Source organism: Agarivorans aestuarii, from assembly GCF_019670125.1.
GTDB lineage: Bacteria > Pseudomonadota > Gammaproteobacteria > Enterobacterales > Celerinatantimonadaceae > Agarivorans > Agarivorans aestuarii.
On the sequence record NZ_AP023033.1, the window covers coordinates 877,066 to 890,282 of the forward strand.

The window sequence follows — 13,217 nt, forward strand, 5'->3', positions numbered from 1 at the left end:
TTAGATAATAAAAAAGCATGCCTAGGCATGCTTTTTTCGTTTTAGTTACTGAGTCTTATAGTGATTCAGTAAAAGTACGAGTAATTACGTCTTGTTGTTGCTCTGTAGTTAGCGAGTTAAAGCGAACTGCGTAACCTGAAACACGAATAGTAAGCTGAGGGTATTTCTCAGGGTGCTTAACCGCGTCTTCTAGAGTTTCACGACGAAGAACGTTAACGTTTAGGTGTTGGCCACCTTCTTCGATTGGCTGAGCTTTCATTGGTACTTCGCGATACTCGATTTGACCTAGTTTATCGAGAGCAACAACTTCATCTTCAGCGTATAGCTCGTCTTTAACACATAGGCAGCGAGCTTGGTTTTGCTCGTTGTCTAGCAACCAAAAAGAACCTAATAGTGCGTTGTTATCTGCTTTAGTGATTTGAATACCGGTGGTCATAACATACCTCATTAGCTAAAAATTGTAATTTTATTACATAATATAGCGATCCCTGAGCCACTTATTGAATCATTATCGCCACTTGCTGTAACTATACTACAATTGACCTTAATCAAAAAAGGGTTTTTTTTGAATTTTATTATTATCTTTGTTGATTAAGGTTAAGAGGGTGTTTGATTGCTTGTGTTAGTGCCTTGAGCTGTGCTTGAATAAGAAATAAGCGTTCATCATCGAAGTGTTATACAAGCATTTGTTTTTTATGGCTTAGTGGTTAACAAACAGTACAAATACGCTTTTTGGACTGTTTATCTTAAAAAGTGTGAACTGAGCGAAAAGCAAATCTGTCTAATAAACGATCTAGCGCAATAATAGTTCAACGGTGAGTCCTTTATACTGATTTGAAAAGTGCTAGTTAGCCAAGGAGAAGCAATGTTACAAAGTCTTCAACAAGATCATCAAAATATCGCTAAATTGCTGAAGGTGTTAGAGCAGAAGTTGGCTCATATTCGCAATGAGAAAGCAGTTAAATATAAGTTGATCGCCCATATTATTAGCTACATGCAAGAGTACGCAGATCGCTATCATCATCCAAAAGAAGACCTCATTTATGACTACTATGTGAAATATCGCGTGGTAGAGGATGACTTATCCGATCAACTTAAAAAGCAACATCAAAACTTGTTGGCTATGACCGACGAGCTAAGTGATATCTTAGATATCATCTTGCTTGACGCAGTGGTTCCGCTGGATCAATTTAGCGACAAGCTTGAAGCCTTTATTAATGCCCAGTGGGAACATCTTAATTACGAAGAGGATGTTGTTTTCCCTGCCTTAAAACGCCATCTAACAGCGGATGACTGGCGCGCAATTGAGCAAAGCTGGCAGCACGGAAACTACGAAGACCCATTGTTTGGTCACCGTGTTCATGAGCAATACAAAGCCTTATCTGAGCGAATTAAGCTGTCTCAACCTCAAGAAGAAGAAGAGTAGAGAGTACTTTTTCAGCAAATAAAAAACCCGGCCAAAGCCGGGTTTTTTTGTTTAGTATTCGTACTCTGATTGAAGATCAAAACTGTGGTCGATTGACTGCAGTTCTTTTTGTAAACGAATCTTATCTTTAATTGCCTCAATCTCTCGCCATTTACGTTTCTTGTTTGAACTGCGAGAAGATTTGCTGGTTTCAACAGTATCCAAGTCTAGCCTATCCATGGTTATCTCCTTGTATGTTGTTGCAATTTAATAAGTACCATACGAGCACAAAAAGTAAAATACTAATGTTGCAAAATAGTTACGGTGGCTCACTTTTTTAGGCTTTTTTTGCAAAATTTTCTAAGCTTTATCTGTAGCGGCGAATTCTAGTAATAGATTTTTATGCCATTAATTTATATGGCTGTGAGTTTTTATCTTGTTTTTGTTATATATCAAAGCATAGTCGCGCCCAGCTCCTTAGAATCCGCGTTCGTTCAAACCTAGCTTAGGTTTTTAACCAACATTAAACGTAAGGTGAATCTGAACCATGAATGAGATTGTGAACTGGTTAAACGATGTGCTGTGGGGAAATTTGCTCATCTATTTGTTGCTGGGCACAGGTGTGTTGTTCACCGTAAGAACCAAATTTATTCAATTTCGCCATTTTGGCCATATGTTTTCGGTGATGAAGTCTAGCCGCAAATGTGACGCCAGCGGTATTTCTTCATTTCAAGCCTTATGTACCAGCCTTGCTGCGCGAGTAGGTACTGGTAACTTAGCAGGTGTTGCGGTTGCGGTAACCCTGGGTGGGCCAGGTGCAGTATTCTGGATGTGGTTGATTGCCTTGTTGGGTATGGCAACGAGCTTTGCTGAAAGCAGCTTGGCCCAGCTGTATAAAGTGAAAGACAGCGATGGTAATTTTCGTGGTGGCCCTTCCTATTACATGGAGCAGGGCCTTGGAAAGCGATGGATGGGAGTGGTATTTGCCATCTGTTTGATTATCGCGTTTGGCTTGGTATTTAATGCTGTGCAGGCTAACTCTATTGCTTCCGCTCTGCATGAAGCATTTGGTTTTGAGAAATACTTAGTGGGTTTGGTATTAGTGATAGCGGCGGCGCTGATTATTTTTGGCGGCATTCGCAGCATTGCCCGTTTTGCCGAACTAGTGGTGCCGGTGATGGCCTTAGCCTATGTGGTGGTGGCCTTGGTTGTGGTGTTGATGAATATTCAGCAAATGCCCGAAGTATTTAGCCTTATCTTCCGCTCTGCCTTTGGATTTGAAGAGGCGGGGGCTGGTGCATTAGGTGCTGCCATGATGAACGGTATTAAACGAGGTTTATTCTCCAATGAGGCCGGTATGGGTAGCGCGCCTAACGCCGCAGCCACTGCAACACCTTATCCGCCGCATCCTGCGTCTCAAGGCTACGTGCAAATGCTAGGGGTGTTTATCGACACAGTGGTGATTTGTACTGCTACCGCAGCGATTATTTTACTTAGCCACAATGAACAACTTACTGGTGATGGCATTGCCTTAACTCAGCAAGCTCTAAGTGGCCAGGTGGGGGCTTGGGGTAGCTACTTTGTAGGTATTGCGATTGTTTTCTTTGCTTTCACATCTATTGTAGGCAACTACTCTTACGCTGAGACCAATCTGATTTTCTTAGAGCACAACCATAAAGCTGGTTTGTGGATCTTCCGTTTGCTGGTTCTATCAATGGTAATGGTAGGCGCAGTGGTCAAAATCGACATTATTTGGAATTTAGCCGATGTATCCATGGGCTTTATGGCCTTGGTTAACTTGGTGGCTATATTAATGCTCTCGGGTGTGGTGGTGAAATTAGCCTCTGATTACAACCGTCAATTAGATGCGGGCAAAGTGCCGAGTTTCGATAGTGATGAGTACCCAGAATTAAAGCAGAAAATAGATAAAGATATCTGGTCAGGCTCTAGCAAGTAGCAGGCTTAGCTCTTCGAATAAGCAGAAAAGCCTCGATAATATCGAGGCTTTTTATTAACTAATTTAGGTGAATAACTAGTACTGTTCGGTGCACCAGCTTTCAAAAATTAAGGCGGCAGCTAGGCTATCTACAGCCCCTTTTTCTAAGGCTTTATAACCGCCTAACTCAAATAGCTTTTCTTTGGCATCTACTGTGGTTAAACGCTCATCTTGCATCGCTATGGGGTAGCCAAAACGGCCATGAAGGCGGTTGGCAAACTTCTTGGCGCGGTTGGTGAGTTCTTGCTCGGTGCCGTCCATATTAAGCGGTAAACCAATCACCAGTAGATCGGGCTGCCATAGCTTGAGCAGCTCCTCCAAGGTTTGCCAATTTGGAATGCCATCTTGAGCTTTGATGGCGGCCAGCGGCTTAGCTGAGCCCGTTAACTCTTGACCGATGGCAACACCAATACTTTTGGTTCCAAAGTCAAAAGCAAGGGCTGAGCGCTCTCCTGATCTAGCCATTAAGCGTGACCTACTTGGTTAGACAATTGCCAGATATCAATGCCCAAACTTTTGGCCGCGGCTTCCCAACGTTTATGAATGGGGGTTGAGAAAATAATGTCGGTACTGGCCGGTAAGGTTAGCCAAGAGTTTTCAGCAATCTCTTGCTCCAGCTGTCCGGCTTCCCAGCTGGCATAACCTAAGGTGACGATATAATCACTGGGCTGGGAATCAGTGCCTAAGGTATCGAGTACATCCTTAGATGTGGTGACCATTAGCTCTTCACTTACTTTTAAGCTGCTACTAAAGCCTTTTACCGGTGAATGCAGCACAAAACCGCGCTCTTGCGACACAGGGCCGCCTTGATAAACCGGGCGGTCCAAATCTTCTCGGATCATTTCTACTTGGTCTTGCAGTTCAATTTGTTGCAGAAGCGATTCTACCGATAAATCGACCGGTACATTAATCACCAGGCCCATTGCGCCTTCTTCATTATGTTCACACATATAGACTACTGAGCGTTTGAAGAAGGGGTCTTCTAAGCTCGGCATGGCGATTAAAAACTGATTCTGCAAAGTGTTCATTGCGTCCAAATTAACCCTTTTAACTACTTAGGTTGATGATTTAAGTCTAGCTTCTATTGCATCCATTAACTTACCGGTAATGGAAATATCGTAGGCTGCTTCAATTTCTTTGATACAGGTAGGGCTGGTGACGTTTATTTCAGTCACCTTATCGCCAATCACATCTAAGCCTACAAATACTAAGCCTTTTTCTTTTAGAGCCGGGCCTATGGCATTCGCGATGTGCCAGTCACTGTCTGAAAGTGGTTGAGCAACACCTCGGCCACCTGCAGCCAGGTTGCCACGGGTTTCGCCTTTCGATGGAATGCGCGCTAAGCAATAGGGCATAGGCTCACCATCTACGATCAAAATGCGCTTATCGCCATCTACAATTTCTGGGATGAACTTCTGCGCCATACAGTACTCTTGACCATGATTAGTGAGTGTTTCGAGTATCACGCCAACATTTGGATCGCCTTCTTTTAGGCGAAAGATAGACGCTCCACCCATGCCATCTAGCGGCTTCATGATGACGTCTTTGTGCTGCTGGTGGAAAGCTTTTAAGCGCGGCATATCACTGCTAACTAGCGTAGTTGGGGTAAACTCGGCAAACCAAGCAGTAAACAATTTCTCGTTAGCGTCGCGTAAGCTTTGCGGCTTGTTAATGATTAAGCTGCCCTCAGCTTCGGCGCGCTCTAAAATATATGTGGCGTAGATAAACTCGGTATCAAATGGAGGATCTTTGCGCATTAAAATGACATCTAGCTCACTCAAGCTTTGATCAACTTCACTGCCTAACTCATACCAAGATTGCTCGTCATGTTGCACGGCTAATGGGCGCATATTAGCTGCAGCTCTGCCGCCATCTAAATAGAGATCTTGCATCTCCATATAATAAATCTCGTAGCCGCGTGATTGAGCTTCTAGCAACATGGCGAAACTAGAATCTTTTTTGATGTTAATGTCGGCGATGGGATCCATCACTATACCAAGTTTAATGCTCATTTATGCTAAGTCTCCAAATTGACATTGCAAAGCGGTAATAGCCGTAAGGGCTGCGGTTTCGGTTCGCAGTACCCGCGGCCCTAAAATTGTCTCTTGAAACTGATGCTGATTGCAGTTCTCAATTTCTTGCTCGCTTAAGCCACCTTCTGGCCCAATAAGTAGCCTTACTCCATGTTCAGGAGTTGGCAGGGTCTTAATGCTATATGGGGCCTTTGGGTGTAAATTCAACTTCATAGCGGCAGACTCTTCACTGGCCCATTGCCCTAGGCTTTGCAGTGGTGCTATTTCTGGCACAACACTGCGCCCCGACTGCTCACAAGCAGCAATAGCAATTTTTTGCCATTGTTGGCGCTTCTTCTCAAAGCGCTCTTGGTTGAGCTTGACTCCACAACGCTCGCTGGTGAGAGGGGTGATTTTATTTACTCCCAGCTCCACGGATTTTTGAATGGTAAACTCCATTCTGTCACCACGAGAAATCACTTGGCCTAGATGGATATGCAGAGGAGACTCACTGGGGTTAGCGGCAACTGCGGTAATTTTCACCGACACATGCTTTTTACTGGCGTTTTCTATTTGTGCTGCGTAGTTATTGCCATCGTTATTAAACAGCTCAAGTTGCTGGCCAGCTTCCATGCGCAGTACCCGCCCAACGTGATTGGCTGCTTCATCATCAAGCTCTGTGACCATGTTTAGCGAGAGCGGCTGAGAGTGGAAAATTCGTGGAATGCGCATGGTGAAAAATAGGCCCTTTGGGTTGTTGTATTGGTTAAGGATTTGACTGTTAAAGGATAAACCTATTGCTTACTTATGCCTAGTAATCCATTAGTACATAGGATATTTCTATATTGATTTATTCGTTATTTATTGTAGTCTGTGCCTTTTTCAAGGGACTGAATATGAAAGTAATTAAACTTGGTTTGGCTTTTTCTATGATGGGGCTTTTAGGTTGTGCTGCGACCAATCAAAAAGTGGAAGAAATAGCATTGAACTATCAACCAAATCCTCCTTCGGTTGTTACCGAAACTACTAAACAGTTACTCGTTGAGCGTTGCAATAAAAGAGTGAGTTCTGTGAGTTATTTAAAAACACATTGTTATGTTGTGGGTGATGTATTGGTTATTGAGCACCGCCTTCGCGACAAGCGCAGGGAATGGACTGCAAATTCTATTTCTGACTCTCAGCTTCGATTAGCTAATAACGTTTGTAATTCTCATGTGGAATTTGGTGCTCTGCAAGATGGTATGGGTTACATGGTTAACTTTACTGGGGGAAGAAATGGTTTACCTACCAGGGTTATCACCATTGACGATTGTTCAAACTCTTAATCGTTGATTACACTTCTTGCACTGATAACTGGCCCCTTTTAACACTTTATTATGGCGTTGTACACTTAGTTGATGAACTTGGCAGGCGCAGCGATATTCATAGCTGGCTAGCTTTAGTTGCTTCAGTGAGTAGCTATGAGTGGTTGCTGCAGGGCAGTTGAACACTTGCTGCATAATTTGCTGCCACTCGGCTCCATGCGGTTTTACTCTTCCATAAATGGCATGACAAACTAGGTGAGCCACTTCGTGAGGAACTGTTTGGGCTAAAAAGTGTTGCGGTTGTTGCTGATAAAAATGGGCATTAAAACGCAAACGCCATTGGCTTAGGTTAGCACTGCCTGCGACTTTACTTTTCCGCGATGACAGCACCACTTCTGGGCGAGGAAAATTACGCTTATAAAAAGCTTCTGCCAGAGTAAAGCACTGTTCTACTTGTTGAGTTAATTGCTGCACGAATTGAGTTCTTAGATTTAGCCAATAAAAAAGCCGAAAGGATAATCGACGATTATACGCTTTCGGCTTAATTTAACGAGTGGGCTAAAGCTTATAAGCCAGCTTCACTCTTGAGTAGTTCTGCTTTATCGGTTGCTTCCCAAGGGAATTCTTCACGACCAAAGTGGCCGTAAGCAGCAGTTGCTTTATAGATTGGACGCTCTAAATCTAGCATGCTTAAAATGCCGTAAGGGCGCAGGTCAAAGTGCTTACGCACTAAAGCCACTAATTTGTCATCGGCAATTTTGCCAGTGCCAAAGGTATCAATGCTGATTGAAGTCGGCTCCGCTACACCAATTGCATACGATACTTGAATCTCACAGCGATCGGCTAAACCTGCGGCAACAATATTTTTAGCTACATAGCGGCCAGCATAAGCGGCACTGCGGTCAACTTTTGAAGGATCTTTACCAGAGAATGCACCGCCACCATGACGTGCCATGCCGCCGTAGGTGTCTACAATAATTTTACGACCGGTTAAGCCACAATCACCCATTGGACCACCAATTACAAAACGGCCAGTAGGGTTAATGTGAAACTGGGTCTTATCGTTAAGCCACTGTGCAGGTAGTACTGGCTTAATGATTTCTTCCATTACGGCTTCACGTAAATCGGCAGTAGAAATGCTGTCACAGTGCTGTGTAGACAAAACTACAGCGTCAATGCCAGTGATAATGCCGTTCTCGTAAGCAAAGGTAACTTGTGATTTAGCATCTGGGCGTAACCAGTCAAGCGTACCGTTTTTACGCACTTCAGCTTGACGCTTCACCAGCAAATGAGAATAAGTAATTGGTGCAGGCATTAGTACGTCGGTTTCGTTGGTGGCATAACCAAACATTAAACCCTGGTCGCCAGCGCCTTGCTCTTCAGGGCGAGAGCGGTCTACACCTTGGTTAATGTCTGGGCTTTGTTTGCCCACAACGTTAAGCACTGCGCAAGAGTCAGCATCAAAACCCATATCTGAGTGGGTGTAGCCAATGTCACGTACTGTTGAGCGAGCAAGTTCTTCGATATCAACCCACGCTGAGGTATTGATTTCGCCGCCCACCATTACCATGCCGGTTTTTACGTAGGTTTCACAGGCTACACGTGCCTTTGGGTCTTGCTCTAAGATTGCATCCAATACTGCATCGGAGATTTGATCTGCAATTTTGTCTGGATGCCCTTCAGACACTGATTCTGAAGTAAATAAATGAGTAGCCATGTTTATATCTCGTAAATGGAATTATATACGTATGGATGTTTTACCATCTGGACGTCTATTCTAAGTGAGGGGTAAAAGATTTGCTAGCGCTTATTAATGAAAATAATTCACATTGGCAGATTAGTTTTATTGAATTTGCCCATTAGTACGCAGGCTTTCAACTTTAAGATCTTAGCAAAAACTATTTTGTTGCTAATCACTTAGCTATCTCTAGGGGCTGGAGGTAAATCAGAACGGCAGATACAGAGCACTGCTAAGAAAAGACTAAAGATGGTGGTTGTTAGAGCTTAGTTTGAACTACAAATCACTTAGCCACTTTTAAAGCGGCTAAATGTACAATTTTGAGAGCAAGTTGCGTTGTTAGGGCTTGCTCAGCTCGTGCTTGATCCAGTTGCTCATGTTTTGCCGAGTTTCGAGTCCGGTTTTTCGAGCGATTTCTTTGTCGCCGCGCACAATCACTAAGACCGGTAGGGTAGACACTTGATATTTGCTACGAGCTGTCCTGTCTTCACTTAAATTAATTAGCTCAATTTTCTTTTCATTCTGCTGGTTATAGAGCATCACTAAATCAGCTTGAATTTTACTGTGATCGTTTCGGTCATGCACAAAAGAAACTAAGCGAATAGGGGGGCGAGGGCTACGGGTTAAATCTAGGCATTGGCCACTATCATCGTATTCCTTACATGACCAAACAAAATCGTGGTACTTAAGAGTTTGCGAATAGAAGTATTGGCCTGCATCGAACTTTTTGATGCTAGGTATATGTTTGGTCGTATCACCATGTTCATCGCTGAAGCTTTTAATCACCCGGCTATTAGCCTTAAAGGTGGTAGTGTCGGTGTTCTCGGCAGCAAAAACTTGGCCAGAAAACAAAGCCATTATTAACAGTACAACTGGGCGGCGCATAAAACTTTCCCTATAAAATACAAAGCCACTATTAATATCTCTGGCATATTAAAACACTCTTGGCTTTAAGCCTATCGGATTTTTTAGTGGTACCGTTCTCATTTTGAATCCGCTTGGTTTTTTGGGGAATAGCTACTCAATCGTCTTTATTAGGCAGGTATTATCATTTCGTTTCAACGGTTTAGGGCTTTGGTTGCCTTGATTGTTAATACAAGGCTATCCATTTCAAGAACCCACAGGAAGAGAGCTGCTCACTTAATCAAGCTAGAAATGCGCTTTGTGAGAGAAAAATGACAGGCGTCTATATTTGCGCTCTAGCTTTGAATATCGTCACTATTGCCCAGCTTATTTCAGTTTAGCTTTGTTGTATCTGCTCGCTGTCTAAGATTTTGTTCTCTTCTTTAACCAATACCGGGCTATTGATTAGGCGGATTTGTGCATTGAGCAACTGCTGTTCGATTAAACTTGGAGAGCGGAAGATATATTTGGCAACGGCGCTGGCGCATAAACATGCCACCATGGCGGGAATCACTATTTCCACTTGCATGGTTTGTTCGGTAATCAGCAAAAATGCAGCCCAAGGCGTGCGAAATACCGCGCCAAACATAGCGCCCATTCCTACTATGACCAGCATTAGGTCGGCGCTGGTAGGGATAACATCACCAATAATACTGCCTAAGATACCGCCAATTACCAACATGGGGCCTAAGCTGCCACCGGGTAGGGCAAAGGCTAAAGCTACAGTAGTTAAGACGATCCTAGCTAGTAACCAGAGATGCTGTTGGCCAAGGTCTAACTCCCAGTAAAGTAAACCGTTTGGCGTAATAGGTTCTAAACCTAACCATTGAGGGTTTAGTAGTCCAGCTAAAGCAGTCACACTAGCAGCAATAGTTACCGCATAGTTGCGGTTAAGTTTAGGCATGGCGCGAATAAGCTTAACCAGCAAAGTAGCAAATACACCACACAACATGCCGAGTAAGGCAAACTGCGCTAAACCATGCCATTCAAAAGACTGTGGAGGCAGGTTAATTGTTAACATGCTTCCACCATGTAATTGCGATATAACGCTTGCTGTTGCTGCCACCACCGCAATGGTGGCGATAGAGCGCCAATTAAAGCGGCGCATGACTAACTCATAAGCTATCACCGTACCGGCCAATGGCGCATTGAATAAAGCCGCTACTGCCGCGGCGGTGCCACATGCAACACTTAAGCGTACTTGACCTTCAGTTAAGCGCGCGGAATAAGACAAATTACTGGCAACAACCGCACTTAAATAACAGGCTGGGCCAACTATTCCTACGGCATAGCCACCCCACGTTAACAGCAGGCCTACCGCAAACTGATATATCAGGTTACCCCAGTGCAGCTGCCCCTCATCAAAGTGGTAAGCCTTCACCACAAAAATTAAACCCACTTGTTTGTAACGACTAAACAGCCGCTCAAACAACAGAATACAAATAGCCGCAATAAAGGGCAGTGAATAAACAGGTAAGGGCGAATCAAGAAACTGATTAGGGTTGAGGTGGGCGAGATCACTAAACAATAATGCTAAGCCACTGGAGAACAAACCTATGAACAGGTAAACAAAAAAACTGCGGCTGCGAAAAGCAAAGTTGTTCGCCATTTTTTGTTTAACGTCCTTGTTTGGTTCTTATATCAAGACTTTATCACGAAGATTCAAACTGTAAATATGCGATTGCTTAAGCATTCAGCAGAAAAAATGCATAAAACTGGAGATTCTTTTTAGATAAATATTGAGTAACACCGTTGACTTTGTGACAATACGCGCCTCTCGATACCCAATAGCCCTAATATTTGCAGGAGAAATTCATGTCTTCTCGTCGTCAATACGCCAACGCTATTCGTGCTTTAAGCATGGATGCAGTTCAGCAAGCTAACTCTGGTCACCCTGGTGCACCAATGGGAATGGCTGACATTGCTGAAGTTCTATGGCGCGACTTTTTGAAACACAATCCAACTGACCCAAACTGGGCAGACCGTGACCGCTTTATTCTATCTAACGGTCATGGCTCTATGTTGCTGTATTCTCTACTGCACCTTTCTGGGTATCAACTACCTATTGAAGAGCTTAAAAACTTCCGTCAGTTGCATTCAAAAACTCCAGGTCACCCTGAGTACGGTTATGCACCTGGTGTAGAAACTACCACTGGCCCACTAGGCCAAGGTATCACCAACGCTGTAGGTATGGCGCTAGCTGAGAAAATTTTGGCTGCGCAATTTAACCGCGACGGTTTCCCAGTTGTCGACCACTACACATACACCTTCTTAGGTGACGGCTGTTTGATGGAAGGTATTTCGCACGAAGCATGCTCTTTGGCGGGTACTCAAGGCCTAGGTAAGTTAATCGCATTCTGGGATGACAATGGCATCTCAATTGATGGTGAAGTAGAAGGTTGGTTTACCGACGACACCGTTAAGCGTTTTGAATCTTACGGCTGGCACGTAATTGGTGGTGTTGATGGCCACGATAGCGAAGCGATTAGCTCGGCAATTAAAGCTGCTCAAGCTGAAACTAAACGTCCAACCATGATTTGTTGTAAAACTGTGATTGGTTTTGGTTCGCCAAACAAATCTGGTAGCCACGACTGTCACGGTGCTCCACTAGGCGCTGAAGAAATTGCAGCGGCACGTGAGTTCTTAAACTGGCCACATGCTGCTTTTGATATTCCTCAAGATGTTTACCAAGCTTGGGATGCAAAACCAAATGGTGAGAAATCTCAGTCTGAGTGGAACCAGTTGTTTGCTGGCTACGAAGCTACTCACCCAGAGCTAGCGGCTGAGTTTAAGCGTCGTGTAGACGGTCAACTTCCGAGTGATTGGAAAGAGTTTGCCGATAACTACATTAGCGAACTGCAAGAAAGCCAAGCTAAGATTGCCACCCGCCAATCTTCTCAGAAAACTCTAGAAGCCTTTGGCCCTAAATTGCCAGAGTTACTAGGCGGTAGTGCTGACTTAGCGCCGTCTAATCTTACTATGTGGTCTGGCTCTGAAGCGGTTACTGCTGAAGATGCATCAGGTAACTACATGCACTACGGTGTGCGTGAGTTTGGTATGTCAGCCATTATGAATGGTATGACCTTGCATGGTGGATTAAAACCTTACGGCGCAACCTTCCTTATGTTTATGGAATATGCACGTAACGCTCTTCGCATGGCTGCCTTAATGAAGCAACCTGCGATCTTCGTTTACACTCACGATTCAATTGGTTTGGGTGAAGATGGTCCAACTCACCAAGCGGTAGAGCAAACTGCAAGCTTGCGTTTGACGCCAAACATGAGCACCTGGCGTCCATGTGACTCTGTTGAGTCTGCAGTGGCGTGGCGTCATGCGGTAGAACGCACCGACGGTCCAACCTCATTGATCTTTTCTCGCCAAGGCTTAGCGCCTCAAGCGCGTGATGCTCAGCAATTAGCTGACGTTGCTCGTGGTGGTTATGTACTTAAAGATAGCGCTGGTACGCCAGAGCTTATCTTAATCGCAACTGGTTCTGAAATTGAGCTAGCTGTAGCAGCTTACGAAGAACTAACTGCTGCTGGTAAAGCAGTACGTGTAGTGTCTATGCCTGCTACCGATGTATTTGATGCACAATCAGCTGAATACCGTGAGTCAGTATTACCAAATGCTGTTCGCAAGCGTATTGCTGTAGAAGCCGGTATTGCCGACTTCTGGTACAAGTACGTTGGCTTCGACGGTAAAGTACTAGGTATGACTACCTTTGGTGAATCAGCGCCAGCTGGTGAACTATTCAAGCTATTTGGCTTCACTAAAGAGAACTTAGTGAACATGGCTAACGAATTACTATAAGCTCGCGCTTGGTGTAATTCAGTAAAAATGGAACCCTCTGCTAAGAGGG

The 13,217-nt window shown here is 44.2% G+C and carries 14 protein-coding genes; 4 read left to right on the top strand and 10 right to left on the bottom strand.

Translation table 11 applies throughout. The annotated features are described in order from the left end of the window. Window positions 1-55 precede the first annotated feature (55 nt). Complete coding sequence (grcA, locus tag K5609_RS04125; RefSeq protein WP_419196680.1) at window positions 56-448, bottom strand: autonomous glycyl radical cofactor GrcA; 393 nt, start codon at window positions 446-448, stop codon at window positions 56-58. Window positions 449-865: 417 nt separating this feature from the next. On the opposite strand from grcA, the gene K5609_RS04130 reads away from it, so the two are divergent. Further along, the gene (locus K5609_RS04130) at window positions 866-1,426 is read left to right on the top strand and encodes a hemerythrin domain-containing protein (protein WP_221076076.1); all 561 of its coding nucleotides are present in this window, start codon (window positions 866-868) and stop codon (window positions 1,424-1,426) included. 51 nt (window positions 1,427-1,477) lie between these two features. On the opposite strand, the gene K5609_RS04135 is transcribed toward K5609_RS04130, so the two are convergent. Further along, complete coding sequence (locus tag K5609_RS04135; RefSeq protein ID WP_016400856.1) at window positions 1,478-1,645, bottom strand: DUF3545 family protein; 168 nt, start codon at window positions 1,643-1,645, stop codon at window positions 1,478-1,480. Window positions 1,646-1,952: 307 nt separating this feature from the next. On the opposite strand from K5609_RS04135, the gene K5609_RS04140 reads away from it, so the two are divergent. Further along, the gene (locus K5609_RS04140; RefSeq protein WP_221076077.1) at window positions 1,953-3,362 is read left to right on the top strand and encodes an alanine/glycine:cation symporter family protein; all 1,410 of its coding nucleotides are present in this window, start codon (window positions 1,953-1,955) and stop codon (window positions 3,360-3,362) included. A gap of 75 nt (window positions 3,363-3,437) precedes the next feature. Here K5609_RS04140 and ruvX read toward each other — a convergent pair whose 3' ends face one another. From ruvX to rsmE, 4 genes are read right to left on the bottom strand one after another with little or no spacing between them, the layout of a single operon-like run. Next, complete coding sequence (ruvX, locus tag K5609_RS04145) at window positions 3,438-3,866, bottom strand: Holliday junction resolvase RuvX (protein ID WP_221076078.1); 429 nt, start codon at window positions 3,864-3,866, stop codon at window positions 3,438-3,440. Then, window positions 3,866-4,429 (bottom strand): YqgE/AlgH family protein, encoded by a 564-nt coding sequence (locus K5609_RS04150; protein ID WP_016400859.1) that lies wholly within the window; start codon window positions 4,427-4,429, stop codon window positions 3,866-3,868. Before K5609_RS04150 ends, ruvX begins: the two co-directional genes overlap by 1 nt. Window positions 4,430-4,456: 27 nt before the next feature. Beyond that, on the bottom strand, window positions 4,457-5,413 hold the full coding sequence (gene gshB / locus K5609_RS04155; RefSeq protein WP_016400860.1) for a glutathione synthase: 957 nt from the start codon (window positions 5,411-5,413) through the stop codon (window positions 4,457-4,459). Next, window positions 5,414-6,145, bottom strand: a complete 732-nt coding sequence (rsmE, locus tag K5609_RS04160) for a 16S rRNA (uracil(1498)-N(3))-methyltransferase (RefSeq protein ID WP_221076079.1) — start codon at window positions 6,143-6,145, stop codon at window positions 5,414-5,416. It lies immediately after the preceding gene. Between the two features lie 164 nt (window positions 6,146-6,309). Between rsmE and K5609_RS04165 the strand changes: the two genes are divergently transcribed. Further along, entirely contained in the window at window positions 6,310-6,738 is a 429-nt protein-coding gene (locus tag K5609_RS04165; protein ID WP_221076080.1) for a hypothetical protein, read from the top strand. Here the strand turns inward: K5609_RS04165 and K5609_RS04170 are convergent. The 4 genes from K5609_RS04170 to K5609_RS04185 all read right to left on the bottom strand — a co-directional run bounded on the left by K5609_RS04170 (window position 6,727) and on the right by K5609_RS04185 (window position 10,967). Next, window positions 6,727-7,191, bottom strand: coding sequence for a SprT family zinc-dependent metalloprotease (locus K5609_RS04170; protein ID WP_221076081.1), 465 nt, complete (start codon window positions 7,189-7,191; stop codon window positions 6,727-6,729). The genes K5609_RS04165 and K5609_RS04170 overlap by 12 nt on opposite strands. Before the next feature lie 91 nt (window positions 7,192-7,282). Then, on the bottom strand, window positions 7,283-8,434 hold the full coding sequence (metK, locus tag K5609_RS04175) for a methionine adenosyltransferase (RefSeq protein ID WP_221076082.1): 1,152 nt from the start codon (window positions 8,432-8,434) through the stop codon (window positions 7,283-7,285). A 360-nt stretch (window positions 8,435-8,794) separates the two neighbouring features. Then, window positions 8,795-9,340 (bottom strand): YbbN family protein, encoded by a 546-nt coding sequence (locus K5609_RS04180; RefSeq protein ID WP_221076083.1) that lies wholly within the window; start codon window positions 9,338-9,340, stop codon window positions 8,795-8,797. A 355-nt stretch (window positions 9,341-9,695) separates the two neighbouring features. After that, window positions 9,696-10,967: a chloride channel protein gene (locus K5609_RS04185; protein WP_221076084.1), complete on the bottom strand. Its 1,272-nt coding sequence runs from the start codon at window positions 10,965-10,967 to the stop codon at window positions 9,696-9,698. A 206-nt stretch (window positions 10,968-11,173) separates the two neighbouring features. Here K5609_RS04185 and tkt point away from each other — a divergent pair, with 206 nt between their 5' ends. Beyond that, complete coding sequence (gene tkt, locus K5609_RS04190) at window positions 11,174-13,168, top strand: transketolase (RefSeq protein ID WP_221076085.1); 1,995 nt, start codon at window positions 11,174-11,176, stop codon at window positions 13,166-13,168. Window positions 13,169-13,217 lie beyond the last annotated feature (49 nt).

What these genes read in the sequence shown, in the direction of transcription:
- grcA (WP_419196680.1), bottom strand. Translation starts at nt 448, where the DNA reads ATGAGGTATGTTATGACCACCGGTATTCAAATCACTAAAGCAGATAAC.
- K5609_RS04150 (WP_016400859.1), bottom strand. Translation starts at nt 4,429, where the DNA reads ATGAACACTTTGCAGAATCAGTTTTTAATCGCCATGCCGAGCTTAGAA.
- tkt (WP_221076085.1), top strand. Translation starts at nt 11,174, where the DNA reads ATGTCTTCTCGTCGTCAATACGCCAACGCTATTCGTGCTTTAAGCATG.
- rsmE (WP_221076079.1), bottom strand. Translation starts at nt 6,145, where the DNA reads ATGCGCATTCCACGAATTTTCCACTCTCAGCCGCTCTCGCTAAACATG.
- K5609_RS04165 (WP_221076080.1), top strand. Translation starts at nt 6,310, where the DNA reads ATGAAAGTAATTAAACTTGGTTTGGCTTTTTCTATGATGGGGCTTTTA.
- K5609_RS04185 (WP_221076084.1), bottom strand. Translation starts at nt 10,967, where the DNA reads ATGGCGAACAACTTTGCTTTTCGCAGCCGCAGTTTTTTTGTTTACCTG.
- gshB (WP_016400860.1), bottom strand. Translation starts at nt 5,413, where the DNA reads ATGAGCATTAAACTTGGTATAGTGATGGATCCCATCGCCGACATTAAC.
- ruvX (WP_221076078.1), bottom strand. Translation starts at nt 3,866, where the DNA reads ATGGCTAGATCAGGAGAGCGCTCAGCCCTTGCTTTTGACTTTGGAACC.
- K5609_RS04140 (WP_221076077.1), top strand. Translation starts at nt 1,953, where the DNA reads ATGAATGAGATTGTGAACTGGTTAAACGATGTGCTGTGGGGAAATTTG.
- K5609_RS04180 (WP_221076083.1), bottom strand. Translation starts at nt 9,340, where the DNA reads ATGCGCCGCCCAGTTGTACTGTTAATAATGGCTTTGTTTTCTGGCCAA.
- metK (WP_221076082.1), bottom strand. Translation starts at nt 8,434, where the DNA reads ATGGCTACTCATTTATTTACTTCAGAATCAGTGTCTGAAGGGCATCCA.
- K5609_RS04130 (WP_221076076.1), top strand. Translation starts at nt 866, where the DNA reads ATGTTACAAAGTCTTCAACAAGATCATCAAAATATCGCTAAATTGCTG.
- K5609_RS04135 (WP_016400856.1), bottom strand. Translation starts at nt 1,645, where the DNA reads ATGGATAGGCTAGACTTGGATACTGTTGAAACCAGCAAATCTTCTCGC.